At 68.0% G+C, this 23446-nt stretch carries 27 protein-coding genes and 1 tRNA gene; 12 read left to right on the top strand and 16 right to left on the bottom strand.

The features are described 5' to 3' along the window. Positions 1 to 2: 2 nt before the first annotated feature. The 5 genes from AB0D27_RS28530 to AB0D27_RS28510 form a co-directional block, all read right to left on the bottom strand. Positions 3 to 515, bottom strand: a complete 513-nt coding sequence (locus AB0D27_RS28530; protein ID WP_362514553.1) for a DinB family protein — start codon at positions 513 to 515, stop codon at positions 3 to 5. Between the two features lie 177 nt (positions 516 to 692). Then, positions 693 to 1019 (bottom strand): hypothetical protein, encoded by a 327-nt coding sequence (locus AB0D27_RS28525; RefSeq protein ID WP_362514551.1) that lies wholly within the window; start codon positions 1017 to 1019, stop codon positions 693 to 695. A gap of 67 nt (positions 1020 to 1086) precedes the next feature. Continuing rightward, positions 1087 to 1647, bottom strand: coding sequence for a hypothetical protein (locus AB0D27_RS28520; RefSeq protein ID WP_362514548.1), 561 nt, complete (start codon positions 1645 to 1647; stop codon positions 1087 to 1089). A gap of 35 nt (positions 1648 to 1682) precedes the next feature. Further along, positions 1683 to 1847, bottom strand: coding sequence for a hypothetical protein (locus AB0D27_RS28515; protein ID WP_362514546.1), 165 nt, complete (start codon positions 1845 to 1847; stop codon positions 1683 to 1685). 243 nt (positions 1848 to 2090) lie between these two features. Then, the gene (locus AB0D27_RS28510; protein WP_362514544.1) at positions 2091 to 2243 is read right to left on the bottom strand and encodes a hypothetical protein; all 153 of its coding nucleotides are present in this window, start codon (positions 2241 to 2243) and stop codon (positions 2091 to 2093) included. A 308-nt stretch (positions 2244 to 2551) separates the two neighbouring features. Between AB0D27_RS28510 and AB0D27_RS28505 the strand changes: the two genes are divergently transcribed. Continuing rightward, entirely contained in the window at positions 2552 to 2869 is a 318-nt protein-coding gene (locus tag AB0D27_RS28505) for a hypothetical protein (protein WP_362514541.1), read from the top strand. Positions 2870 to 3090: 221 nt separating this feature from the next. On the opposite strand, the gene AB0D27_RS28500 is transcribed toward AB0D27_RS28505, so the two are convergent. Both AB0D27_RS28500 and AB0D27_RS28495 read right to left on the bottom strand, forming a co-directional pair. Further along, a complete protein-coding gene (locus tag AB0D27_RS28500; RefSeq protein WP_362514538.1) occupies positions 3091 to 4863 on the bottom strand; it encodes a S8 family serine peptidase in 1773 nt (590 codons plus the stop codon). Between the two features lie 115 nt (positions 4864 to 4978). Continuing rightward, positions 4979 to 5446 carry a hypothetical protein gene (locus AB0D27_RS28495; RefSeq protein ID WP_362514535.1) on the bottom strand — a complete coding sequence of 156 codons (468 nt, stop codon included), beginning with the start codon at positions 5444 to 5446 and terminating at the stop codon, positions 4979 to 4981. Positions 5447 to 5876: 430 nt separating this feature from the next. On the opposite strand from AB0D27_RS28495, the gene AB0D27_RS28490 reads away from it, so the two are divergent. The 4 genes from AB0D27_RS28490 to AB0D27_RS28475 all read left to right on the top strand — a co-directional run bounded on the left by AB0D27_RS28490 (position 5877) and on the right by AB0D27_RS28475 (position 8290). Beyond that, positions 5877 to 6254, top strand: coding sequence for a DUF1918 domain-containing protein (locus AB0D27_RS28490; RefSeq protein ID WP_362514532.1), 378 nt, complete (start codon positions 5877 to 5879; stop codon positions 6252 to 6254). A 78-nt stretch (positions 6255 to 6332) separates the two neighbouring features. Continuing rightward, positions 6333 to 6407, top strand: a tRNA-Gln gene (locus tag AB0D27_RS28485). A 311-nt stretch (positions 6408 to 6718) separates the two neighbouring features. Then, positions 6719 to 6940, top strand: coding sequence for a hypothetical protein (locus AB0D27_RS28480; RefSeq protein WP_362514529.1), 222 nt, complete (start codon positions 6719 to 6721; stop codon positions 6938 to 6940). Positions 6941 to 7903: 963 nt separating this feature from the next. Beyond that, on the top strand, positions 7904 to 8290 hold the full coding sequence (locus AB0D27_RS28475; protein WP_362514526.1) for a hypothetical protein: 387 nt from the start codon (positions 7904 to 7906) through the stop codon (positions 8288 to 8290). A gap of 525 nt (positions 8291 to 8815) precedes the next feature. Here the strand turns inward: AB0D27_RS28475 and AB0D27_RS28470 are convergent. Continuing rightward, entirely contained in the window at positions 8816 to 9943 is a 1128-nt protein-coding gene (locus tag AB0D27_RS28470) for a hypothetical protein (protein ID WP_362514523.1), read from the bottom strand. A 231-nt stretch (positions 9944 to 10174) separates the two neighbouring features. After that, the gene (locus AB0D27_RS28465; protein WP_362514520.1) at positions 10175 to 11194 is read right to left on the bottom strand and encodes an ISAs1 family transposase; all 1020 of its coding nucleotides are present in this window, start codon (positions 11192 to 11194) and stop codon (positions 10175 to 10177) included. Positions 11195 to 11509: 315 nt separating this feature from the next. Here AB0D27_RS28465 and AB0D27_RS28460 point away from each other — a divergent pair, with 315 nt between their 5' ends. After that, positions 11510 to 13171: an IS4 family transposase gene (locus AB0D27_RS28460; RefSeq protein WP_362514518.1), complete on the top strand. Its 1662-nt coding sequence runs from the start codon at positions 11510 to 11512 to the stop codon at positions 13169 to 13171. Positions 13172 to 13250: 79 nt separating this feature from the next. Here AB0D27_RS28460 and AB0D27_RS28455 read toward each other — a convergent pair whose 3' ends face one another. Continuing rightward, positions 13251 to 13835 (bottom strand): GNAT family N-acetyltransferase, encoded by a 585-nt coding sequence (locus AB0D27_RS28455; RefSeq protein WP_362514515.1) that lies wholly within the window; start codon positions 13833 to 13835, stop codon positions 13251 to 13253. A 337-nt stretch (positions 13836 to 14172) separates the two neighbouring features. Between AB0D27_RS28455 and AB0D27_RS28450 the strand changes: the two genes are divergently transcribed. From AB0D27_RS28450 to AB0D27_RS28435, 4 genes are all read left to right on the top strand, one after another. Then, the gene (locus tag AB0D27_RS28450; RefSeq protein ID WP_362514513.1) at positions 14173 to 14418 is read left to right on the top strand and encodes a hypothetical protein; all 246 of its coding nucleotides are present in this window, start codon (positions 14173 to 14175) and stop codon (positions 14416 to 14418) included. Continuing rightward, entirely contained in the window at positions 14403 to 15647 is a 1245-nt protein-coding gene (locus tag AB0D27_RS28445) for a hypothetical protein (RefSeq protein ID WP_362514510.1), read from the top strand. Before AB0D27_RS28450 ends, AB0D27_RS28445 begins: the two co-directional genes overlap by 16 nt. Positions 15648 to 15745: 98 nt before the next feature. Then, complete coding sequence (locus AB0D27_RS28440; protein WP_362514507.1) at positions 15746 to 16282, top strand: hypothetical protein; 537 nt, start codon at positions 15746 to 15748, stop codon at positions 16280 to 16282. Beyond that, complete coding sequence (locus AB0D27_RS28435) at positions 16279 to 16665, top strand: hypothetical protein (RefSeq protein WP_362514504.1); 387 nt, start codon at positions 16279 to 16281, stop codon at positions 16663 to 16665. Before AB0D27_RS28440 ends, AB0D27_RS28435 begins: the two co-directional genes overlap by 4 nt. 337 nt (positions 16666 to 17002) lie before the next feature. On the opposite strand, the gene AB0D27_RS28430 is transcribed toward AB0D27_RS28435, so the two are convergent. After that, positions 17003 to 17386: a hypothetical protein gene (locus tag AB0D27_RS28430; RefSeq protein ID WP_362514501.1), complete on the bottom strand. Its 384-nt coding sequence runs from the start codon at positions 17384 to 17386 to the stop codon at positions 17003 to 17005. Between the two features lie 60 nt (positions 17387 to 17446). Then, the gene (locus tag AB0D27_RS28425; RefSeq protein WP_362514498.1) at positions 17447 to 17872 is read right to left on the bottom strand and encodes a DUF4259 domain-containing protein; all 426 of its coding nucleotides are present in this window, start codon (positions 17870 to 17872) and stop codon (positions 17447 to 17449) included. A 167-nt stretch (positions 17873 to 18039) separates the two neighbouring features. On the opposite strand from AB0D27_RS28425, the gene AB0D27_RS28420 reads away from it, so the two are divergent. After that, a complete protein-coding gene (locus tag AB0D27_RS28420) occupies positions 18040 to 18492 on the top strand; it encodes a hypothetical protein (RefSeq protein ID WP_362514495.1) in 453 nt (150 codons plus the stop codon). Here AB0D27_RS28420 and AB0D27_RS28415 read toward each other — a convergent pair. From AB0D27_RS28415 to AB0D27_RS28400, 4 genes are all read right to left on the bottom strand, one after another. Then, positions 18474 to 18827, bottom strand: coding sequence for a hypothetical protein (locus tag AB0D27_RS28415; RefSeq protein ID WP_362514493.1), 354 nt, complete (start codon positions 18825 to 18827; stop codon positions 18474 to 18476). The two genes, AB0D27_RS28420 and AB0D27_RS28415, sit on opposite strands and share 19 nt — an antisense overlap. Positions 18828 to 18909: 82 nt before the next feature. After that, positions 18910 to 19524, bottom strand: a complete 615-nt coding sequence (locus tag AB0D27_RS28410; RefSeq protein WP_362514490.1) for a hypothetical protein — start codon at positions 19522 to 19524, stop codon at positions 18910 to 18912. A gap of 276 nt (positions 19525 to 19800) precedes the next feature. Then, complete coding sequence (locus tag AB0D27_RS28405) at positions 19801 to 20919, bottom strand: acyl-CoA desaturase (protein WP_362514487.1); 1119 nt, start codon at positions 20917 to 20919, stop codon at positions 19801 to 19803. A 7-nt stretch (positions 20920 to 20926) separates the two neighbouring features. Further along, a complete protein-coding gene (locus AB0D27_RS28400) occupies positions 20927 to 21982 on the bottom strand; it encodes a ferredoxin reductase (RefSeq protein ID WP_362514485.1) in 1056 nt (351 codons plus the stop codon). Positions 21983 to 22069: 87 nt separating this feature from the next. On the opposite strand from AB0D27_RS28400, the gene AB0D27_RS28395 reads away from it, so the two are divergent. Next, positions 22070 to 23209, top strand: coding sequence for a helix-turn-helix domain-containing protein (locus tag AB0D27_RS28395; RefSeq protein WP_362514483.1), 1140 nt, complete (start codon positions 22070 to 22072; stop codon positions 23207 to 23209). Positions 23210 to 23446 lie beyond the last annotated feature (237 nt).

Below are 23446 nucleotides of genomic sequence, written 5' to 3'. Positions count from 1 at the left end.
CGCTATACGCCGGTGGCGCCGTCGATGCGTTCGCGGAGCAGGTCGGCATGGCCGTTGTGGCGGGCGTACTCCTCGATCATGTGGACGTAGATCCAGCGGAGGCTGACGTCCTGCCCCATGAAGCGGCCGGTGTCGGTCAGCGTGTGCGCTGCGCAGTGCTCGCGGGCGCGGGCGATCTCCTCGCGCCAGGTGGCGAGTGCGCCGCCCAGCATGGCGCTCTCGGCCAGGTCGAAACCGCCGTCGGGGCCGTCCGGGTCGGCCTGCGGGTCGTAGATGGGCGGGGCTTGTTCTCCGGCAAATACCCGGCGGAACCAGTTCCGCTCCACCTCCGCCATGTGCTGGACGAGGCCGGTCAGGGTGAAAGGGGACGGCGGCACGGAGGCGGCGGCGGCCTGCTCGTTGTCCAGGCCCTCGCACTTGATGGCGAGCGTGGTGCGGTGGAAATCGAGCCAGCTCTCAAGCGTGGTGCGCTCGTCGGCGTTCAGGGGCGGCAGGGGGCGTTCGACAGTGCTCATCAGTCGATTATCGGCAGCGGCCGAAATCGTCGACAGGCAGGGCCTCGCAGAGGGCAAACGTTGCCTGATGCGGCACTAGTCGGCGGTGAGTGCGGCGTACAGCTCGGGGTCGGCGTGCACTTCGGCGGTTCCCCTGACGGCCCGCTCGCCGGTCTCCGCCAGGGGCCGCATCGTGTGCTATCCGAACTTGACGAAGGTCGGGTAGGGGGACGAGAAAGCTTCCGACTGCCGGGAGCCGACGAACCCGGCGAAGGAGGTGCAGCTGCTGTTCGTGTAGAGCGTGGCGTCGGTGTCGGTGTCGTTGCTCGCCTGGCGGGCGCCGCCAGGGACGGAGAGGCACACGCCGTTGGGTGTGCTGCCGAGGAAGGTCTCCCCACCGGTGTCTGCCCTGGTGTAGAAGAACGTGCCCTGCGCGGCCTGGGAGCTGCTGGCCATGCCGGTAACCAGCAGGGCTGCCGCGCCGACGGTCGTTGCGATCCTGCTCGCGTATCGGAGTGCGTACATGAGTGGGGGTCTCCTCTTCTGCCTGGCGCCGGCCAGGCTGGAGCCGACGCCGTGACAGAACAACGAGTCAAGTGATCACATGGACATGGCCCGGCAGCGCGGCTGGGGCAGGCTGGTGATGGTCACGCGGCTCCTCGATCGGCACAAGCTGCGCTACATTCGAACGCATGAGCGGATGGCGTGATGTGGAAGAGGCTCCCCTCCCCGTCCCGGCACAGGTGCCGGACTGGCGGGATTGTTCGTCTGCGTGGTCAAGATCGATGACGCGTTGCCGGCGCAGATGTTCCTGGGCCAGGCGGCAGTCGTCGGGCGAGGCGGTCACCTGGACCGCGGCGCACGTTTCAAGGCCGGCCGCGGCCGGGGCCCAGGACGCCAGCGCGAGATTCGTGGCGTCCTGCGCGGCGCCCGGGTGGAGTACGGAAAGGCGTCTGAGAACGGCTTCGGTGCGCGTGCGCAGATGAAGGCGGGCGAGTGCCTGAGGATGGGGATGGGCGGGGACTTCGGTTTGCGTGGGCCGCCAGGTGCCATCGATGCGGACGGTGAATGACACGCTGAGGATGTGGCTGGGGATCTGCGCGTCCAGCACAAGAACGGTTTGCGCTGTGCCGGTGCCGTCCTTGAGCGGCACCGGCGGGGCGGTGGTGCGGCGCCAGGGCAGGATTCTCACGCTGCGGGCAGGCCGTGGCTGTCGGCGCCGGGCTCGGCAGTGTCTTCGGCCGGGGCAGTGGAGTCGGACTGGGCGAGCGCAGTTGTCTGCTCGGTGATGAGCTGGTTGAGCAGGGTCCGACGCCGGGCAAGTCCGACTGTGCCGCTGTCCGTGGTTCCCACGAGCAGTGCGGAGGTGCTCTGTTGGCCGATGTGTCCGCGCAGGCTGCCGCGGCCAGGTGCAGGATTTGGTCGTCGGCGAGGTGCGGGGAGTCCAGTCAGGCCCCCAGCGCGGCGTGGGCTTGGCCGGTCGTTTCCGTGTCCGCGAGGGCGATCCGCCATCCCTCGCCGAATAGGTGAGTGCTCGGGGAAGCCTCGGGCCCCTGTATGGGGGCGGGGGGAGGAAGTCATCGCTGGTGACGTCACTCAGTGCCGGGACAGCGGTCCGGCATGCACGCTCGCTCGCAGCAGAATGGCGGGCGAGCTGGCCAGACGGTCTCGGTTGTAGCGGCCGAGGGCCGCGTTCAGGTGTCTGAGCAGAGGGTCCACCAGCCGTGCGGTGTCTCGTGCAGGGAACACGAAGATGGCACCGTCACCGGTGTCTTGGTACACGTCTTCCGTCTCTCGCGGATGTGTGAGGCCGCTCTGCGCGAGACTTCCTGCGGCCGACCGCCGCGCTGGCCGCCGCCACTGCCGCACTGTCGGTCGGGGTCGGTTTCCTGCCCGTCTCCGGCGCTGCGGCGGGCCTGGGTCCGGTCGCCACCGGCGCGGCCGTCTCCGGACTGGCCGCCTGCGCCGCACTCGTTCAAACCCGGGCGGGCCGCGCCCTGGACGCCGGATGGATCACCGCCGGGCTTGCCCTGACCGCCGCGGGGCTGGCCGCGGCGATGCTGCCCGGCATCGCCGGGGTTCTGCTGGCCGCCGTCGGCATCGGTGCCGGAACGGGGGTGATCACCCCGGTCGCCTTCACCGCCCTGGCCGCGGCCACCCCACAGGAGCGGATGGGCCAGACCATGGGCGCCGCGGAACTCGGCCGCGAACTGGGCGATGCAGGCGGTCCGTTGCTGGTCGCCGCCGTGGCCGCGGCATCGACTCTGACAGCCGGATACGCGGCGCTCGCGCTGCTTCTTGCCGCCGCGCCGGTCTTGACACTGTCCCGCCTGCGGACCGGCCGGCGCATCGACATCCCTGCGGCTCGCGACTAAGCCTCGCGACCTCACGGAGGCATCGCGCAGTTGCCGCGCGGTCATGCTCAGGCCTCGCCACGCTCAGCAAGTTGCTGCGGGACCGGGTCTTGGCCAACATGAAGCCGAACTCCGCGGCCGCGCCGTCCTGCGCGGGTAGCGTCAATGCAACCCGAACGGCACGCGCCCCGAGGGGCGGGTGCCGTTCCGTGTGGTCGCCCCCTCCATGACCGAGTAGGGACCTACCCGGTCATGGAGGGGGCGAAGGGCGCCAGGGCCGGAGCGAGCTGGACTCCAGGGGCCAGGCCGAGGGCGACGAGGGCGTCGGGCAGGCCGAGTCCGACGCGGGCCGCCTCCACCGTGCCCGGGGCGGCCAGTGGGCGGCAGCTCGCGGCGATGATCTCGAACAGATGGTGCACCCGGCCGGGTCCCCGAGGCAGCAACTGGCCGTGGAAGTCCTCGTGGTGCGCAAGAACGAGGGCAGCGAGGCCGGCGACGTGGGCCGAGGCCGTGCCGGTGCCGTCGAGGGCCGCGTATCCGCCCTCCGGCGCGCACGACAGGACCGCCACACCGGGGGCGGCCGCATCGACGCCGGGGCCGGGGCCGTAGCAGCTGAACGGGGCGGCGAAGAGACCTTCCGATGTCAGCTGCGGCCCCGAATGGCTGGCGTGGGAGGTATCTTGCAGGTAGGAGCCGAAGGCTCCCAGAGCGCCCACGGCGAGCACGGTGGGCAGCGACGCGGGGAAGGCGACCGGCCCGCCGGTGTCGCCCGCCGGGGCGACGCAGGCGATGCCCGCCGCGGCCGCGTCGGCGAGTTTGCGGGAGACCAGCGCCGACGGGTACGGGGTCGCCACCGCGACGTGGGCGATGTCGACCTCGCGTTCGATGCAGTGGTCCAGGGCGGCGATCAGGTCGCTGAAATGCCCGTCGGGCAGCACCTGGCAGACCTCGAGTTCGGCGTCGACGGCGATGCCGATGACGCCCTTGCCGGTGTCCGCCCCGGCGATGATCCCGGCCGTGTGGGTACCGCTGCCGACCGGGTCGTGCGCCCAGCCCTCGTCCGTGCCGCGCACGACATCGACCCCGGAGCGCACCCGCTGCTTCAGATCGGGGTGCTCGGCGCTGACGCCTGAACCGATGACCGCGATCTTGATGCCGAAGGCACGGAACGTGGGGGGCAGCCGGTCCAGCCGCATGGCCTGCTGGCCCCAGCCGTACTGCTGGCGTTCCTCCAGCTCCGGGTACACCTGGGCCAGCGGGGTGAGGGTGACGAGGTTTTCCTGGGTCGCCGACAGGTCGGGACGGTGGATCCAGCGGTCGGTGTATCCGCCTCTGGGGCGGACGTACAGGGACTGGATGGACTGTTCGGTCTCCGTGGCCAGGGTGACGGTGACGGTGCCGTCGGCCCCGGTGATGCCCTGGCTCGGCCAGGTCGCCCCGATCAGGAACACACCCGCGCCGGCCAGCGGTTCGCCGCCCGGGCCGCAGACGCGCAGCGAGATCTCCACTGGCTTCTCCAGCGGCATGACCAGTCCCGGGTCGCGCAGTGGCAGCGTCCCTGCGGTCGGCGTGGCGGCGGGTCCGGTGCCGGACAGCGGCAGGTCGGGTTCGATGTGCACGTGCAGTGTTCGCATCACGGGCAGCTGGGTCTCGGCCGCCTCGACGACCGCGATCTCCGGGCAGGAGGGGAGGACCCCGGCCGACTGCAGCTTCTTTGATGGCTGGAGTTGGCGGATCACTTTGACGTCGGGCATGCTCTCCAGCCGGTCGCGTACCGCGTCCATGCTCAGTTCGGACACCCCCGGCGGGAGCAGTTGCTGCGGCAGCGGTGTCACCATGTACCGCTGCCGGCGCGGCTGCACCGCGATCGGCGACGGTGCGGCCTTCTTGCGCGGCGCCGCCTGTTCGTCCTCGGGGCCCGGCCCGCCGGCCCCCGCGCCCTCGGCTTCGCTCTCGCGGTTGTTTCGGGGCTTGCTTCCGGGCCTGTCCTTGACCATCACGTCCACCTTCACCACGTCTACGTCGGTCCTTTTGCTTCTGAGCCGGATAACGGGCGGCTTGCGCCTCCACGGTGATGCGGTGCGCCCGGGAACCAGTCCCGGAGCACACCGCATCGCGCGCCGCCAGAGGTCAGCCGATACCGAAGGGCTGACCCACCTGGCCGTAGCCGAAGCCAGGCTGCTGGTACTGCGGGAACTGCTGACCGAACGACTGCTGGCCGAACCCGCCACCCCACTGCTGCTGGCCCTGCTGGCCCTGCTGACCCTGCTGGCTCTGCTGCACCAGCGTCAGGATCGCGGTCGGCAGCGCCTGCTGCACGGACTGCTCCACCGCGTGGCGGACACCCTCGGTCAGCGTGCGGTGCAGCGCGACGGCCAGGTACGGGTGCGCCTGGTGGGCCAGGCCCTGCTGCTGAAGCTGCTGCTGGACCTGCTGGATCTGCTGCAGCGTCTGCTGCATGCGCTGCGCGATCTGCTGGCTCGCCTGCTGGCACGCCTGCTGGATGGACTGCTGGACCACCTGCGCGAGCTGCTGCTGCGGGGCACCGGCCTGCTGGCCGAACTGCTGCTGGGGCTGGGTACCGGTCATCACCGACATGAAGGCTCCATTCGACGCCACGGGAAAGCCAACATAAGGGATTATGTTGGCGTTTTCGGACTAATTCCGACGTGTTGACGCTAAGGTGGAGTCGTCCCGACCGCAATCCGGCGAGCCGCTCAGTCGGGGGGGAATCCCCCCGATCGGATCCGGCGACCGGTAAGCCGTCCCTGCGGCGCGGCAGGCCTCGCCGCCCTGCTGCTGGCCACCACGACCACACCTGCGCGCCCCGCTCGCTCGATCAGCTCCACACTCTGCTGCGGGCCTCGAGCCGGCCCGATGCCCGGCGTCGACGCGGTCGCAGCGTCGGCGCAGATCTTCCCGACGCGCGCCCACTGCTCTGAGCCAGCCTCCCCCAGCATGTTCCGGCAGGAGGCCGGCCCCATCTACTGCACGTGGCAGGATCAACCCGCCCCTGAAGTAACCCGCGATGGCACACGACATGAGGGGTCAGGCCCAGGCGAGTGGGGCGGGACCTGATCCCCCCAGGTGGGAGGGGCTGCTTGTCGCCCCGCGACACCACGTACTCAACGGACGTTGGGAGAGGAGAGGTGCAGGCACAGGTTGGCGACGTCCTGCGGTTCACTGGCCGTATGGTCGGAACTCCGGAACCCGTGCCACCGAGATCGAGATCCTCGGCGCCAACGGCACATCCGCTTATCGTGTCCGCTACCAAGACGGGCATGAAAGTGAAATCTTCCCCGGCACCGGCCGGGTCATCGACAAGCCCCACCCCACAACAAACCCAAAAGCCCGATCGACACGCACGGCACATCACCGAGCATCACGGAGACAATGCGTAGATTAGGCACATGGCCGTACTGCGTTGTTATACGCGGCAGGACACGCCCCGACTGGCCTTAGATCCCGCGGTCTTCGGGGCAATTGGGATATGGGGTAATTGGCAGCCCGACGGTTTCTGGTTCCGTTAGTTCAGGTTCGAGTCCTGGTATCCCAGCCAGCGCGATGCCGCCCCGGCCGGTGGCTCGCCTCCACCGCCGAATCCGGATCGCTCCGGCCTGACCGTACCCGACGGCCAACTCGACTGCCCTGGACGCGCCTTCACCGCCAGGAGACGTCAGAGCTTGGTCATGAAACCCGCTGGCTCGGCATCCCGCCGTTTCATGCTCAGGACGGGATGAGACCGGAGTCCCAGAGAGGGGCCCCTCGCCGGGGCCCCTCGGTCACAAGTCGGTCCGCGGCATCTCGTCCGGGCAAGAGTCGATCGAGGTGAGGCAGAACACCCCTCAGGGGGACCTCGTCATGCGCCCCGTGAGCCCCCAGGCAGTGCAGCCCGGGCAGATCAAACTGGTGCTGGAGCCGGATCAGGCTCAGGCTCTTGCCGCCGCAGGCGTGAGCGGCGCCGAGGATGCCATCCTGACCATTTCCAACGGTGAGGGCGAGGCTGTTCATGTCCTCAAGCTCGTCAATGCGTCGGTTGACGCGGAAGGTGGGGAAGTCACGCTCGCCTTCGAGGACGTCAACATCGAGTAGCCGCAGCTGACGTCAGGGACCACGGGCTTCTCGGGAGAAAGCCAGGCGACCGGGCTCTCTCGTGTGACGGAGCGGTGATCTTCAGGGGGCATCGTTGCTTTGGTCCGTTGTCCCGTCTTGAGGGTGGGACTCAGGGCAGATGGAGCGGCCGCGTCCGGGTGTGATGGGCGTGGCTTGGCGGGGTGTTCGGTTTGGTCGTTCGGGTGGTTGGCCTGGGGTTTGGTAGTTGTGTGGAAATGATCTTGGGTTTCCCGTAGATGTAGTGGTGCGTTTATAGGCGGCTGCGTTCTCTGGGCCCGCTTCCGGTTTGTGCTGGTCAGTGGTGTGTGTGGGAGAGGAAGACGCGGAGTGGATCGTTCGCGCTGGGGTCAGGCGGGCGAGGTTTAACCGGTGGGCGATGAGGTTGAGGACGTCGTTATGTTGCTGCCGAGGCGGGGCGGTGAGTGTGCGGGCGAGGCGACGGTTTCGGGGTAGGTGACCAGGCTGCGGCCACCTGCTTGCGCAGCCGACGGTCCCGACGCCACTGCCTGGAAACGACGTGCCGCCGAGCAGTACACGGCCGCGGGCCGGTGCTTCCGGACACAGCCGTTCACCGCAGCCCGCGCACACTCGTTCTCCGGCTTGCCCGGCGCCCTCGGACACCCGGCCAGCCTAGGCCCCAAAGCTACTCAAACCCGGGTCAGAAACTGGCACTAATGCACAGGATGCCGTGGCTGAGTCGACGCAAGGGGTGGCAGCGGGACTTGAGTGAGTGTCAGGTCCATCATGCCTGTTCGGAGGCGGTTTCGGTAGGACGCACGGCACGTCCTTTCGACCTTGTGGCAGCTGGTACCGCGCGCCAGACTCGTCGTCATCCACTCTCCGGTCAACCTGTCGGCAACCTTTCTCGGTTGTCGGCGCGTTCGCTGTGCTGTCTCGCCGTGTGACGTGCACCGGTCGGGGGTGGGGGGACGAAGGGGATCGATGGATCAGGACATGGTTGTGCTGGCGAGGGTCAGGCTGCTCAGTGCCAACCGGCGGGTGGTGCGCGGTGCCGAGGGGCTGTGGATCTACCGCCTTCTGACACAGGTCGAGCCGGAGGCGTACGGGTCGAAGCTGGCGTACGTCCTGGTGGAGGCGAGCGCGTCGCCCCTGGTGCGGGAGTTGCCTGAGCGACGTTTGGCCCTGCTGGACGAGGCCGTGGAGGTGGCGAAGGCCCTCGGTACGTCGAACCCCTACCGGGCGAAGATGCTGGCGAGGGCCCTGGCCGCCAGGCAGCGGGAATTGGAGGGCCGCCCGGCGGAGCCGCTCGCGTCCGATGGGCGGGAGCATCGGGCGGCCCTTCAGGAAGAGCCGCAAGAACGCGCATGACCCGGTGGGTGTCGGGCGTTGACTCCCTGGACGGTGGAGAAGGGGAGGGCCCAGCCCCGCTGTCTGGATGGAGCGGCGCCTGATTCCTCGGATATACAGCTCGGAGCGTGGGGCTCCGACCACGGTCGGGACCCCCACGCTCTCGATGCCTGGCACTAGGGTAAAGGCCGTAGTCACCTATCGGCAGGTACGGTTCGATCAACGTCCATTGCTCGTCGAGTTCTGTGGCGCGGCCTCCGCCGTCCTGGAAGTAGATCTCTTTGAGTCCTTCGGCGACGATCTGGTGCCGAGCGCGTCGACCGTGGTCATGCTGATCGCTCTCCTTCTCCCTAATCCATCGGTGCTGGGCACCGCGTGTGTACAGGATCGCTGGGCACCCGTCCTCGACGGCCGATCGACACGGCCTCGAACGTCCAGGTCGTGGGGAGGATCGACCGGCGCTCTCGCGTCCGATCTCCAGGCCGCATCAGCCTCGACGGCGATCGTTCTCGATTCGGGCAACGCCGCCTTGCGGCACATCGCCCGCTAGTGGAGACGACGTTGCCAGGGCGTCGTCGTGTCGTTGACGAGCCTGAGCCGCGTGTCCGCGGGCCTCAAGTCCGCAACAGGGCGGCGACTGGTGCTGCTGATGCCCAGTCGAAGTCCCTGCGTTCCCAGGCCGGTCGGCCCGTACGAGAAGCGGTGATTCGCCGGCTGACTGCTTCCCGGCCCTTCGGTCTCCCTGCTGCTGTGGGCGGTGTGGTACCTGGGAGAGAACTCCTCCCAGGTTTTCGTCGCATCCGCGCAGATCTTGAAATCTTCATACGCAGCTACGCATGTCTTGTCTTCCTCGGTCGCCAGCAGTTCCCCCAGGGCTGCGATCAGGTGGGCGTAGTTGTCGTCGATCATGGCGGTCAGCTCTTCGTGGCTGAGGTCGTGTGCCGCGATGGCGTTCCACTCGCTCGAGTCTGATTCCTTGCCGAGTGAATACCGGTCGTTGACCAGCACCGTGTCGAGTTCCAGCCAGTGCATGTAATTGTGGAGTTTCAAGGTGCCGAATTTCTCGGCCGGAAGTCCGTACAGACACCATCGGACGTAGTGCACAGGGAGGATGCCCATGGTCACGCTTTTCACCCTGCTGTAGAGGAGTTCACTCCGTCTGACCTTGCCTTGGAGCAGGTTTCCGGCAAGGAACTCCCGGAATGCGTCCGTGTATCCTTCGTAGGCGTCGTGGATTTCCCTCTTGATGTATTTCATGAACGCGTGCACCACCGGGTCTGCCCTGCTGTCGTCCAGGAGTCTCACCAGATCCAGCCGGTGACGATGGTCATCGACGTAGAAAGTCACCAGCATGGCATGGTTCAGCGTGGCGAGGGTGCGGAAATCCCGCACCTTGGGGAAGGACATGACGGTCAGGTGCGTCTGGTCCTTCACGTGCTTCGGGTTGAGGTGCCGCGTAACAGGGAATTCTCGGCAGTACCTGCCGAAAAAAGCTTCAAAGAATTCATGGTCCTTCGGCGCAATGTAGCGCAGTGAGTCAGTGCTGGCCGTCGGCAGCACTTTCCCGACCATCCTGCTGGCATGCCAGAACGCCGTCATCCATTGCCTGTGGGACTGCAGGTCATGGCCCGGCGCCGCGTCGGCATCTTTCACACCCGGTACCGCCTCTGCCATATCTGTGCTCCCTTCGGTCCGGACACGGCCCTTGGACGCGCCGCCCTCGGTTGAGCCTAGGGATCTTCCCGGCCGGAAGCCCAGGACTGCCACTCCTTCGAGTGCTGAAGCAAATTCACGCGAAAAGGCCGTGCCATCTGGTGTAGCTCACCGAGATCGGCAGACAGCGGAGGTGGGCTGTCCCGCAGGCCAGGGCGATGTCAAAGTCTTTTGATCTTGGATTGGTACTGGTCAGTTGATGCCGAGGAGGTCCAGCGGGCGGTGGAACGGCTCGTAGGACATCTCGCGGAGGGCGGCGGCGATGTTCGTGTGGCCGGCTGCTCGCAGTAGGTTGATGGCGAAGCTGCGCAGGGTGGCCATGTTCTCCGGTCCGTGCTCGGTCCGGATTTTGGAGGCGTCTTCGGCGAAGGTGGTGTCGCGGACGAAGTGCAGCCGGTTCTCGATGGTCCACTGCGAGCGGGCGATCGTCGCGAGACGTTCGGGGGATGCCTGTCGGCTGGTCAGGTCGGTGATGACGTGGACGGTCTCGCGGGTGCGCCTGCCGGTCTTGCTGTTGGTGCGATGCCGGGTGATCTTCGCGACCTGGGCAGCGTGCGGGAAGTCCGTGCCGAGGCCGGTGACGGTCAGGGCTTGCACTACCCGGGTCTCCAGCCGTCCGTGGCCTTCGGTGCGGTCGTAGAACTTCGCGCTCGCCTTCGTCCAGGGCAGGGCGCGAAGCTGGTGATGCAGGCCCTTCTGGTTGCCCTTGACGGTGAAGGCGTAGTGCGCCTTCTTGTCTTCGACGAGGAAACGTCCGTGGTCGCGCTGGGTGTGCAGGGCGTCGGCGGTGACGACCACGCCGGTTAGGTCGTAGGAGGCCAGCAGGGCGGCGAAGCAGGTGATTTCGCTTGTCTTGGCCGGCACTCGCAGCTGGGTGACGGTCATCCCGGTGCCGGTGATCGCCGCGAGCAGATGCGCGGCCGGAGTGTCGCCATGGCGCGAACCACGGGCGCTCTTGCCGTCCACCGCGAGGGTGTCCGCCCCGGCCGGGTCACATCCCAGCAGGTCGGCCAGGCCGCCGGGGCAGACCTGGTTGATGATCCGGCGGATCGTCGCCGTACTCGGCGCGAGACGGACGCCGAATACCGAGACGGTGCGGGCGCTGAGTCGGGCGAGGGCGGCCTGTGGGGCACTTCGCGCCCAGTGCCCGATCGCCGCGAAGGACCGGGCACCGGCTACCACGGCCGAGCAGGCCACCAGCAGCACGCTCACGAACGGGTGCCGTTTCCCCCTGCGGCATCGCGGATCCACCAGCGTCCCAAGCCGAGTCGGCAAGCCGACGAGTCCGCGGTGCTGACGCGAAGGCGACTTGATCAGACAGACACTGGCAGACTGACGGCACATCGAAGCTCCGGTTGGGCAGGGCGACTTGGGAAGGTCACCCCTTCAACTGGCAATGCCGCGTAGTTAGGTTTTGGGCGACATGGTCAAGTTGGCGGGCGGCCTTGGGGGTTCAGCCGGTATGAGAACGGGACCTCTGGTAGAGCAGGGAAACCGACCAAGATCTTCCTGCCACGAGAGGTCCCGTTGCCTCGCCAGTCTGCCACCTGCACACTCACCCGCACCATCACTGTCGCCGAGGGCGTCTTCGCCCCGGGACACCTGGGCGAGCTGACCCCTTACGTTCCGTTCGAACTCGTTGACGATGTCCTGGCTCGTACCTGCTCCACCCAACGGCGGCTGCGACAGTTGCCCTCCCGCGTGGGGGTGTACTTCGTCCTGGCCTTGGCGCTGTTCCCCTCGCTCGGATATGCGCGGGTCTGGGACAGACTGGTTGCGGGATTGCATGGGCTGAAGCTGCACCGTCCCTCCGAGAAGGCACTACGAGACCTGCGCCGTCGGCTGGGTCCCGCGCCGCTGAAGGCGCTGTTCGACGTGCTGGCCGGGCCGCTGGCCCAGCCCTCGACGCCCGGTGTGTGCTACCGCCGCTGGCGGACTGTCGCCTTCGACGGCTGCGGCTCGCTCAAAGCTCCCGACCAGCCACGTATCCGCGCCGTGCTGGGCAAGATCCAGCATCACTGGGGCCTGGCCGGCTATCCGGCGCTGCGGCTGATGGCCCTGTGCGAGACGGGAACCCGCGGACTGCTCGGCGCGGTCTTCGGACCGACGGGCACCGGCGAGACGGCCTACGCCTCGCGGCTACTGCCGCTGCTGAACGCGAGGATGCTGCTACTGGCTGACCGCGGCTTCGACGCGGACAGTTTCCTTGCCGCGGTGGCCGACACCGGTGCTCAGCTCCTGGTCCGCTGCAATCCCAGGCGCCGACCGGCGGTGCTGGCTACCCTGCCCGACGGCTCCTTCCTCACTCTCCTGGGCGGCCTGAAACTCCGCATCGTCGAGGCCCACATCACCGTGACCACCAGCGACGGAAAACGCGTCGGCGACCACTACCGGCTGGCCACCACCCTGCTGGACCACCGCACCGATCCAGCCGAGGTCCTGGTGCGTCTCTACCACGAGCGCTGGGAAGTCGAGTCAGCCTTCTATTCCCTGCGCCATACCCTGCTCGCCGGCCGGGTACTGCGATCCTGCGACCCGTTCGGCCTCGAACAGGAAATGTGGGCTCTCCTCACCCTCTACCAAGTACTGCGCAGCGCCATGGTGGACGCCGTCGAGTCCGTACCAGGCTCCGATCCAGACCGGGCAAGTTTCACTGCCGCCCTCCAGGCCGCCCGCGACCAGGTGATCAGCGCTGGTGGCGTCCTGCCCGCCAGCGAGGCCTTCGGGGCGGAAAGCACCATCACCAATGCCGTAGTGACCGCTCTTTTGCCTGCGCGCCGCTCACGTATCAGTGCCCGCAGGGTCAAGTGCCCCATGTCGCGCTACCCCCTCAAGCCAGACGAAGCACGGCCCCTGACCAGCCAGAACATCACCCATCTGGACATCAACATCCATCACCGCCCAGCCACGGCCGGCTCCCCTCAAGCCCCACAGAGCGCTTCGCGAGAGCAGACAACCGCACCAGACGGGAACGGCTGCAAGGACCGCACCCTCCAACTCCTGCGCACCGATCCCCATCGGCCCTGGCAAGCCAGGGAAATCGCCCAGGCGCTCGAGTACACGCACTTCCGCAGCCTGTGCGCCCAGCTGAGCCGCTGGGCTAAAGACGGACTCCTACGCAAAGTAAGCCGCGGCACCTACGCGCTCACGTCAGCATGGATCCCCACAGACCAGCAACCACCCTCATAAACACCGCCGTTGACAAGACCACCCGCAGCCAAACTACGCGGCATTGCTTCAACTGGAGCTTCGTTGCGTGTGTGGCGGGTCACCGATACACCGTCGTACTGGTGGTGTCCCGCCGCGTGGTGTAGTCCATGAGCATCTCTGCGGGGGTCCGGTACAGCACGCACTGGCGTAGCGGCCCTTCGGGCACGCTCGGATCCTCGAAGTCGTCGGCCAGGTCCCGGGTCATGCCGATCCGGCGCATCACCGCCTGGGAACGAAGGTTGTTGACGGTCGTCGACGCAACCACCTCCGGCAGCCCGAGGGCCTCGAAGCCGAAGGCAAGGCATGCCAGGGCGGCCTCGGTGGCGTAACCGTGACCCCACGCCGAACGCATCAACCGCCATCCGATATCCACCCCCGCGAAGGGCATGTCCTCGTCCACCTCGTCCAAGCCGACGCGGCCGATGAACTCACCGGTCTCCCTTGCTTCCAGCGCCCACCACCCAAATCCCCGGTCGTCGAACTCGGCCTGCATGACTGCCACCGTGGCATCGCTTTGCTCCCGCGTCAGCAGTTCCCCCAGGTGTTCTCGGACTTCGGAATCGGCGTTCATCGCCGCCCACGGCTCAAGGTCGGACTCCCGCCACCGGCGGAGCAGGAGACGATCGGTGCGCAGTTCAGGCATGCCCCACAGCTAACGCGATCAGAATCCGGGTGGCGATCGCTTATATCGAGCCGTGCGGTCCTAGCCAATGCCAGACCTGCTGCGTAGATTCTCACGGCCTACACCACCCGGCGGGACGCCATCGTCGTACTGCCGTGACCTGCACAGATCCATGAGCACCAGGACTTTGAAACCGCCCTGCCCGCAGGCCGATGAGCAGATGATGCTTCAGACTCGCGCAGGGAGCTGGTTTGTCAGCAACCCGCCGTTTGGCGAGCCTCGAGCCTGCACAGCGCAGGGACAACGGCCATAGCCGACACTGTCCCTCACTCCGGCTGGCCATGGCGGACCCGGACCGGTGCTCCCTGGCGGCGTCATCACCCCCGGCCACCTTCCCCGCCTGCTCGCCCTGCTGGACGCGATGGACAAGCGGCGCCGGCAGATGGACGAGCAGGTCTGGTGGCAGCGGTACGGGCCTGCCTTCGCGGCGATCCGCCACGACGTCCTCACCCGCTTCACCCCCGAACAGGTCCGCGAGGCCAACCCCGAAACTGACCACGACGCCGACCTCGACCTGGTGGAAGAACCATGGCAGCAGCCCTGACCAACCCTGCATCCGCGCCAGTGCCTGAGGGAATCGGCGGGAGCCGGTTCGTCCTCGCCGGCCGTCCGCTGGCCCCCGGCCACCGCCTGGAGGACACCGCGCGCTACGACGACGACGCCTGGCTGCTGGCCCCCGCGCTGCTGCAGCGTCACCAAGCCCCCACCCGGCTCAACTTCACCCGAGCACCGGCAACCTTCGTCCCCACCCTGAAGGACCTCTTCGCCGCGATGCTCTCCGGCAAGCTGCCGCTGAACGAGCCGCGGCCGAAGATGATGTCGATCCGCCGGCACTTCACCGAGCAGCTCCGCTTCACCCACTGGGTCGCCGCCCGCCCCGGCCAGCCCCGCCTGGCCGACCTGACCCTCGACGACTTCGCCGCCTACGCGCTGCACCTGCACGCCGTACTGCCCAGCGAAGCCAGCCGCGAGGTCGCCCAGAGCTCGGTCCGTATGCTCTACCGCTACCGCACCGTGCTGCCCGGCGACCGCCTCACCGTTGATCCGCTGGACTGCGAGGACTGGGGCAACAGCACCCGCCGCACCCGCGCCGAGAACACCACCCACCGCATCCCCGAACACGTCATGGGCCCGCTCCTGGCCTGGTGCCTGCGCATCATCGACGGCCTGGCCCCCGACATCCTCACCGCACTCGACGCCTACCGCATCCGCCGGGAAACCGGCCACCCCGGATGGCGCCACATCCCTCATCCCCACCTCTCCACCGCTTGGCCCCACCTGGCGGCCGACGAGCCCATCGGGCACGAGGACCGGGACGCGCACGCCCGCTTCAGCACGTTCGACCTGGCCCGCCTGCTCCAAGGAGCCTGCTACATCCTGATCGCCTACCTGTCCGGGATGCGCGACAGCGAGATCAAGCACCTGCGCCGCGGCAGCACCCACACCCTGCTCGACGGCTCCGGCCACCCCTACCGGTGGACGATCACCAGCCTCGCCTTCAAGGGCGAGAGCGACCCCGCCGGCACCATCGCCACCTGGATCATCGGCGCCCCGGCCGCCCGTGCCGTCGCCGTCCTCGAACGCCTCCAGCCGCCCGCCACCAACCTGCTCCTGCGCAGCCTCTACCCGGCAGAGCGCATCCGGGCCGGAGCGATGACGCTGCGATCCAGCAACGAGCTGATCAACCCCGTGATCACCTGGGTCAACGCCTACTGCCATCACTACGGCCTCCCAGGCGTGATCCCCGAGGTCACGGCAAGCCCTGGAACCTGACCGCCCGGCAGTTCCGCCGCACCCTGGCCTGGTACATCGCCCGCCGCCCCGGCGGCGTCATCGCCGGAGCCGTCCAGTACCGCCACCTCGGCATCCAGATGTTCGAGGGCTACGCCGGCACCAGCGACTCCGGCTTCCGCGCCGAAGTCGAAGCCGAACAGTCCATGCAGCGCGGCGAACACCTCCTCGCCCTCACCACCGACCACCAGCACGACCTGAGCGGCCCCGCCGCCCACGAGGCAGCCGTCCGGCTCGCCGACTTCCACCACCGCACCGGGTTCACCGGCTCCGTCGTCACCGACCTGGCCCGCCTGCGCCGCGTCCTGGCCCGCCACGACCCCGAGGTCTACCCCGGCACCTACGTCACCTGCGTCTTCAACCCGGACAAGGCACTGTGCCGACCCCGCTCCGCCCCCGGAGGCCGAGCGGGTCCAGTCCCGCACGACTGCCAACCGCTGGAATGCCGCAACGTTGCGCTGACCGCCGACAACACCACCACCCTTGCCACCGAGGCCGACCGCATCGACCACCGACTCCGCGGCCGCCCCGTCCTCCCACCGCTGCTGCACACCGGCCTGGCCCGGCGCCGCGACGCGATCCACGCCTTTCTCACCGCCAACGGGACCGCCCAGTGACGGCCCACCGCCACCCACTGCCGAGCCGCACCGACGTCCACGCCGCCATCGACAGCCTGACCTCCGAGACCGGCCGACGCCCGAGCGTGCTGGCCCTCGCCACCCGCCTCGGCCTCGCCAACACCACCTTCCGCCGCAACTACCCAGACATCTGTGCCGAGCTCGCCGCCATCGCGCGCACGCCAAGCGGCACGACCGCAGCCGACGCCTACAGCAAAGTCCAGGCCAACAACGCCCGGCTGCGACGGGACAACCGCGACCTCGCCGAACAGCTCGAACTCGCCATCGCCGCCATCCAACGCCTGAGCATCGACAACGGCCTCCTGCGCGCCGCCCTTCACGATGCCCGCGCTGTCACCCCGCTGCCCCGCCGCCCCCGATGACCGACTCCGTCGCCACCAATCAGGTGCGCCAGCGAGCTGTCACCCAGCGAGTGCCGGATCAGCTCAGGAAAGACCTCCCCGGACCCCCAAGGGCGGAACTCGCCATCGTTCGGGTCCAGCGCGTCGAGGAGCAGCGGCCACAAGCCGGAACGTGCGTGTTCGGTGTACATCCGCGTCCACAGCTCAGGCGCGGCTGGCCCGTCACTAAGCCACAAGGGCTGTCGATCTCCGTCGCCTTCATCGGATGTGACCATCCGACCGGGCGGGAGCAGGCCATCAAGGCTCGATCGGGATTCAGGGTGCATGGGCCGGATGCTAGTGCTGCGACCAGGGGGTATCACTGAGAGGGTCCGAGCGCTCGATCCCGGTACTCCTGGAATTCCTCCCAGCCTGACGTATGCCCTGGGGTTATCAGGTCCCCATTCGCACAGTCGAGCACCTTGCACCGCAGAGCCTCGGCAAGACGGAAGACGTCCGTCACCGCGTCGCCGCCGGAGCCCCGGATATGGAGCATGATCGAGTCCACCGGATCTTCCAACCCGATGTTGAGTTCGACGGACCAAGTCGGGCCGGAGAGCTCGCCCCAGGCTGGGTCCGAGAGGTCAGCTTCGGGGCAAGCCTGAGTGACAGCTGCGCGTACGTCGTCGCGCCGGCCGAGCGGGTCCGGGGTGTAGTCGGCGGGGATCTCGTGCACAGAGGTGACGTCGGCGGGTAGACGCATGAGAAGGACGTCCCAGCTCATAATGACCTTCCGGGTAGGACGGGTGCGGGTCGGGGTGGGTCAGATCAGGCTGAGCTGTTCTCCCGATGGCTGTGGCAGGAGCACGTTCTGCAGGCGGCGGATGTTCGCGCGCCAGGGCCCGCCATCCGACTCGGCCCATAGGTCAATCAGTTCGGACGGTTCGGTCATGATGCGGTCGAGGGCCTGAAGGGCGAGATCGCGCAGGCCAGTGAGATCCGGGAGGGGCTCTTCCGGCCGATAAATTGGATCGGCCGGCTCACCCCCGGGGCACTGCGCCGCGACGAGCGCGGCCGCGGCTACGGCTACCTCGGATTCGGGTGCTTCGAGGTAAGCCGCGGTGTCGATCACACGTGTGAGAGCACTGCGGACGATGCCCTCACGTTCGCCTGCAGCTACCTGATCAAGGTCACCACCAAAGTCCGCTGCGGTGTCGTTGTCGAAGGGGCAAACGTCCCAAGTGCCCATGGTCTCTCCTGATCACGATGTTGACCGGGGCATCCTGACAGAGGCCACTGACAGAAGCCGTGCAGCCCAGAGCGGAGTTTCAGCCGCATGTGACTGGTCGAGACAGATGTCACCTGGCCTCGATATCCGTCACCCGCGTCAGCTCGGCGGGCTGCCATCATGCTCAGATGGCCCACGACATAGGGTTCTTCCTCGCCGCCGACGACGAGACCGCTGCTGCGACGCGCCTGCGGGGACCTGGTGAGGCCTTTGAGTCAGTGACCTGCCGTTTCATTGAGCCAGACAGTGCCATCGCCGAATGGGACATGTACTTCGAGGAGCCTTCGGCCGAGGCCCCGCCGGTTGAGCAGCTCCTTGGGTGGGCGTGGCCGGAGTGGGTCACTGCCCCCTTGAACGACGGCGTTGAGGTGTTCGCTCTGCCGCAGCGGTTGACCCGGGCGCTGGCCAACGCGAGCTCCGCCGAGCTGGGAGAGCTTGCAGGCCGCTGGTCCACGCGGGTCCGGTCTGAGGACGGGGACGACATGACCGACGATGATCTACTGGCGGTCCTGCAAGGAGTTGCCCGGCTTGCGGCGTCTGCGGTGGACACGGGTGGCGGCCTCTACAGCTGGAGCTCCTGACCATTCTCCTGCGAGCGACGCTCGTTTTTGAGACCGCTGCATGCCAAGAGCTCGGTCCCGGTGGAGTCGAAGTACAGGGTGAAGAACCAAGATCGGTCTGCTGCGACGATGTTGCCGGTACGCAATTGCTCGTCGCGGTGCCGAGCGCGGAGGATCTCAACGGTCTCGTCGAGGCCGAGGGTCGTCAGGCCGATCTTCAACGACCGCTTCAACCTTGTCGCAGCGATGCCGACGACCATCCACTGTGGCGGCTGTCCCTCGTAGAGCACTACCTCGCCGCCGGCGGCGATGGCGTCGCGTGCTGCCTTGCAGGCACTGGTTTGCTCTTTGAGCATCACGGTGATGTCGGGCGGACTTGGCGACTGTAGAGACCGAATGCAGGCGTTGCTACAGGATTCGGCGTGACCTGCGCAGGGCTCAGAGACAGAGGCGGTCGTGACAGGTAGAACTGCGGACCGGCAACATGGTGGTCAATCGGTCAACACCAAACCCTGGCTGCAACATCCCCTCCATTCCTTCCGACGCCCAAGTCAGCCACTCGCGCACGACGTCGGCCTCGGTGGTCGACGGGCACAGCGCCCACGGCGTCGACATCCGGCGGGCGGCGAACACGGATTCCAGTGCGGCCCTGCGCCGCCGGTACGGCCATCCGGTCGTGTCCGTCCCGGACAGCCGCAGCAGATCGAACGCGACGAAGTGGGCCGGCCACTCCTCCGCCGCCCGGGCTGCTCCGGCAGCGCGCCGGGCAAGCCGGTTCTGCAACCGCTCGAACGCGAGGCGGCCCGCGGCGTCCCACACGACCAGCTCGCCGTCCAGCGCGGTCGCGTCCGGCAGCTGCGCAGCCCCGGCCACAACCTCCGGAAAGGCCGGCGCCATGTCGGTGCCGCGCCTGGAGCGCAGCACCACCTGGCCCGCGTCGACGGAGACCCCTGCCCGGAACCCGTCCCATTTCGGCTCACCCGCCCATCCCGGCAGCAGCGCAGGGTCGGACACAGGGGCGGCGAGCATCGGTTCCGGCAGTGTCCGCGTCACAGCCCATGCCTTCCACCCAGCCCGCCCGTCGGCAAACCGAGTGCGCGTACGCACCCGACTACCGGCCCGACCATGGCAGGTCAGCGCACTGCAGCACCTCGCCGGGGGCTGTGTGCTGAGCTCCTGGCGCACGTCCAGGCAGCGCAGCCGGACACCGGGCTGCCCGGATCCCGTGTCGTACGGTCTGATGTCGCGGCCGCCCACCGTCCGCAACGGATCTCACCGAAGCCGGCGGTGCCGCCGGTACGGCCGAGAGATCTGAACCAATACCGGGAATCAGGCGGCGACGAGCTCCTGCTCGCGGTCCGGCGTTTTGACCTTGGGCTTCTTGTTCGGCAGCGAGAGCCGGAAGACCTTGTGCCACGCGGAGAACACCTGCTTGGGCAGCGGGCCGGTGACGTACTCCAGCTCGTACTTCTCGAACAGCGCGCGCACCTTCACCGCGACCTCGGCATACCGGTTGCTCGGCAGGTCCGGGAACAGGTGGTGCTCGATCTGGTGCGACAGGTTGCCGGTCATGAAGTGCATGGCCCTGCTGCCGCTGATGTTCGCCGAGCCCATCATCTGGCGCAGGTACCACTGGCCGCGCGTCTCGCCCTTGATCGACCGGCGCTCGAAGACCTGCACGCCCTCGGGGAAGTGCCCGCACATGATCACCGAGTGGGACCAGATGTTGCGGACCAGATTCGCGGTGAACGTGGCGGCGAGCGTGGTGAGGAACGACGGGCCCGACAGCAGCGGATGGATCACGTAGTCCTTGAGCACCTGCTTGCGGATCTTGCGGCCCACGGCCCTGGCCCGCGCGCGGAACTCCGGGTTCTTGCGGCGGCGCTTGTGCAGGTTCTTGCCGAGCTCCAGGTCGTAGGCTGCGATGCCGTACTCGAAGAAGCAGGCGTTGATGAAGTTCCACAGCGGCTGGCCGAGGTGGAACGGGTGCCACTTCTGGTCCTCGTCGACGCGCATGATGCCGTAGCCGAGGTCGTTGTCCTTGCCGATCACGTTGGTGTACGTGTGGTGCAGCTCGTTGTGCGAGTGCTTCCACTGCTCGGACGGCGAGACGTGATCCCACTCCCAGGTGGTGGAGTGGATCTTCGGGTCTCGCATCCAGTCCCACTGGCCGTGCAGGATGTTGTGGCCGATCTCCATGTTGTCCATGATCTTCGCCACGGACAGCCCGGCGGTGCCGAGCAGCCACGCGGGCGGGAAGATCGAGAACAGCAGCACGCCCCTGCTGACCAGTTCGAGCTTGCGCTGCGCGGAGATGACCTTGCGGATGTAGGCGGCGTCTTTCTCGCCGCGGCCGGCGATCACCTCGTCGCGGATCGCGTCCAGCTCGCGGCCTAGCTCCTCGATCTGCTCCGCGGTCAGGTGGGCGGTGGGGTCGGTGGCGGTCAAGGTGCTCCTACCGTTCGATGTCGCAGGGGCCCGCCGCGGCGGACACGCAGGTCTGGATGAGGACGCCCGGCTCGGCCTCGGTGATCTCGCCGGTGCGCAGGTCGCGGACGGTGCCCGCCTTGAGCGGCGTGACGCAGCCGAAGCAGATGCCCATGCGGCACCCGGAGGGCATGAGCACGCCGGCCTCCTCGCCGATGTCCAGCAACGGCGTGGCGCCGTCCGCGTCGACGGTCTTGCCGGTGGCGCTGAACGTGACCTCGCCGCCGTCGCCGGCGACGACGATGCTGGGGCGGAAGCGTTCGGTGTGCAGGCGCTCTTGGACGCCGTGCTCGGTCCAGTGCTCTTCGGCGGCGTCGAGCAGGCCCGCGGGCCCGCAAGCCCAGGTCTCGCGCTCGGCCCAGTCGGGCACGAGTTCGTCGAGACGGGCGATGTCGAGCATGCCGTCTGTGTCGGTGTGCACCTCGGTGAGCCGCAGCTTCTTGTCCGCGACCAGGTCGTGCAGTTCGTCGCGGAAGATCACGTCTTGCGGCTGTGGCGCGCAGTGGACCATGACGACGTCGTCGAACTCGATGTCGCGCAGCATGCCCATCACGGGCGTGATGCCGCTGCCGGCCGTCAGGTAGAGCACCTTGGCGGGCTTGGCCTGCGGCAGCACGAAGTCACCGGTCGCCTGGTCGAGCTGGATCAGCGTGCCCGGTTTCGCCCTGCGGACCAGGTGGTTGCTGACCTTGCCGTCCGGGATCGCCTTCACGGTGATCGTGACGCGGCCGTCCTGGCGGTTTGTCGGCGAGGTGAGGGAGTAGGCACGCCACAGGCGCACCCCGTCGACGTCGACCCCGATCCGCACGTACTGACCGGCCGTGTGGCCGCGCCAGCCCCGTCCCGGCCTGATCACGATAGTCGCGGCGTCACCCGTCTCGGGGTGCACGGCCTCGATGCGCCCACGCAGGTCAGCGCCCGCACGCAGCGGGCTGACCAGGTCGAGGTAGTCCGACGGCAGCAGCGGCGTCGTGACCATCTCCAGTAGTTTCCACGCCCTGCTGCGGAGGGCTGCACTCGTCATGACTCCAGCTTGCTGCGCCTCAAGGCGTAAAGTCCTGACCGCAGAACGTAAATCTGGTCGGCTGAATTGTTCGCAAGGAACAAAAACGTGAGCCATGCAATCCGGAGGGTCAGCGAACCGGCCCTCGATGAGACGACGGTCACCGCACTTCGGGCCGCGCTGAAGACCACCGCCGACGAGGTCGTCCAGGCGATCATCGACGAGGTCCCTCCCTACGCCAACGCCCTTTCGGGCCACATGGGCGGCACCATCCGCCGAGCCGTCCGCACCGCCCTGGGGCACTACCTGGACCTCGCGAGCGGGAACGCCACAGGCGGCGACGCCGGTGACGCAGCCTACGAGCTGGGCCGCGGCGAGGTGCGCGACGGCCGTTCGATGGACGCCCTGCTCAGCGCCTACCGCGTCGGCGCCCGCGTGGCCTGGCGATGCCTGGCAGCGGGTGCCGTACCCGCAGGTCTGCCCGCCGCCGAGGTCGCCAAGTTCGCCGAGCTGACCTTCGCCTACATCGACGAGCTCTCCGCCGCGAGCGCCGCGGGCCACGCCGACGAACTGGCCGCCCGGGGCAGGGCCCACGAGCGCCACCTGGAACACCTGGCCCGCGACCTCCTCGCCGGCGCGAGCCCGGACGTGCTGCTGGCCTCTGTTCAACGGGCCGGGTGGCAGCCTCCGGTTTCGCTGACCGCGGTCCTGCTGCCTGCCGCCGAGGCCCGGCCTGCCTACCGCGCGCTCGACCCGAGCACCCTCGTCCTCGACGATCTGCCGGACGCCACCGGTGTGCTGCTCGTCCCCGATGCCGACCGATCACATCTCTTGCGGCAGCTGACCGACCGCACCGCCGTGGTCGGCCCGGCCCGGCCATGGACTCGTGCGTCCGCCTCGTACGCACGAGCCGTACGCGCGCGCTCCCTCTCCTCTGATATTCGCGACACCGAGGACCACCTGCCCGAGCTGGTGCTGAGCGCCGACGTGGACGCGTTCGCAGACCTGCGTGCCCGAGCCCTCGCACCGTTGCGGACCTTGCCGGTCGCGACCGCACGGCGGCTGGAGGAAACGTTGCGGGCGTGGCTGCTGCACCAGGGCAGGCGGGACGAGGTGGCGGCGGCGTTGTTCGTCCATCCTCAGACAGTCCGGTACCGGATGTCGCAGCTGCGGGAGCTGTTTCCGGATCTCGCATCGCCACACCGGGTCCTTGAACTGACGCTGGCGGTCGGTCTTCGGGTCAGCTGAGGCGTACTTCGACCGTCCACGCCCGCGTCCGCGAGCGGTCCAGGAATCGTGCCTCGTTCTCGGTGCCATCAGCTGGCTCATGCGGCCCGGGGAAGAGCGGTATGAGCCAGCTGAGACCGGGGGGTTCTCAACTCCTCATTTCCAAGCACGATTTAGTGAGCGTAACCTTGATCAGGTGAGTGTTATGATCACGGTGTGAATCTGACGGAGTGGGCGAAGACGCAGGGTGTGCATCCG

Origin of the sequence: Streptomyces sp. NPDC048415 (assembly GCF_040651675.1) — a bacterium.
Classification (GTDB): Bacteria; Actinomycetota; Actinomycetes; order Streptomycetales; family Streptomycetaceae; genus Streptomyces.
The sequence above is the reverse complement of the archived record's forward strand: the minus strand, read 5'-3'. Positions and strand labels throughout refer to the sequence as shown.

Bases quoted from the DNA above. Each gene is read 5' to 3' on its own strand.
- AB0D27_RS28530 (WP_362514553.1), bottom strand. From the start codon at position 515: ATGAGCACTGTCGAACGCCCCCTGCCGCCCCTGAACGCCGACGAGCGC.
- AB0D27_RS28525 (WP_362514551.1), bottom strand. From the start codon at position 1,019: ATGTACGCACTCCGATACGCGAGCAGGATCGCAACGACCGTCGGCGCG.
- AB0D27_RS28505 (WP_362514541.1), top strand. From the start codon at position 2,552: ATGCTGCCCGGCATCGCCGGGGTTCTGCTGGCCGCCGTCGGCATCGGT.
- AB0D27_RS28495 (WP_362514535.1), bottom strand. From the start codon at position 5,446: ATGTCGGTGATGACCGGTACCCAGCCCCAGCAGCAGTTCGGCCAGCAG.
- AB0D27_RS28490 (WP_362514532.1), top strand. From the start codon at position 5,877: ATGGCACACGACATGAGGGGTCAGGCCCAGGCGAGTGGGGCGGGACCT.
- AB0D27_RS28475 (WP_362514526.1), top strand. From the start codon at position 7,904: ATGGATCAGGACATGGTTGTGCTGGCGAGGGTCAGGCTGCTCAGTGCC.
- AB0D27_RS28470 (WP_362514523.1), bottom strand. From the start codon at position 9,943: ATGGCAGAGGCGGTACCGGGTGTGAAAGATGCCGACGCGGCGCCGGGC.
- AB0D27_RS28455 (WP_362514515.1), bottom strand. From the start codon at position 13,835: ATGCCTGAACTGCGCACCGATCGTCTCCTGCTCCGCCGGTGGCGGGAG.
- AB0D27_RS28445 (WP_362514510.1), top strand. From the start codon at position 14,403: ATGGCAGCAGCCCTGACCAACCCTGCATCCGCGCCAGTGCCTGAGGGA.
- AB0D27_RS28440 (WP_362514507.1), top strand. From the start codon at position 15,746: ATGTTCGAGGGCTACGCCGGCACCAGCGACTCCGGCTTCCGCGCCGAA.
- AB0D27_RS28430 (WP_362514501.1), bottom strand. From the start codon at position 17,386: ATGCGTCTACCCGCCGACGTCACCTCTGTGCACGAGATCCCCGCCGAC.
- AB0D27_RS28425 (WP_362514498.1), bottom strand. From the start codon at position 17,872: ATGGGCACTTGGGACGTTTGCCCCTTCGACAACGACACCGCAGCGGAC.
- AB0D27_RS28420 (WP_362514495.1), top strand. From the start codon at position 18,040: ATGGCCCACGACATAGGGTTCTTCCTCGCCGCCGACGACGAGACCGCT.
- AB0D27_RS28415 (WP_362514493.1), bottom strand. From the start codon at position 18,827: ATGCTCAAAGAGCAAACCAGTGCCTGCAAGGCAGCACGCGACGCCATC.
- AB0D27_RS28400 (WP_362514485.1), bottom strand. From the start codon at position 21,982: ATGACGAGTGCAGCCCTCCGCAGCAGGGCGTGGAAACTACTGGAGATG.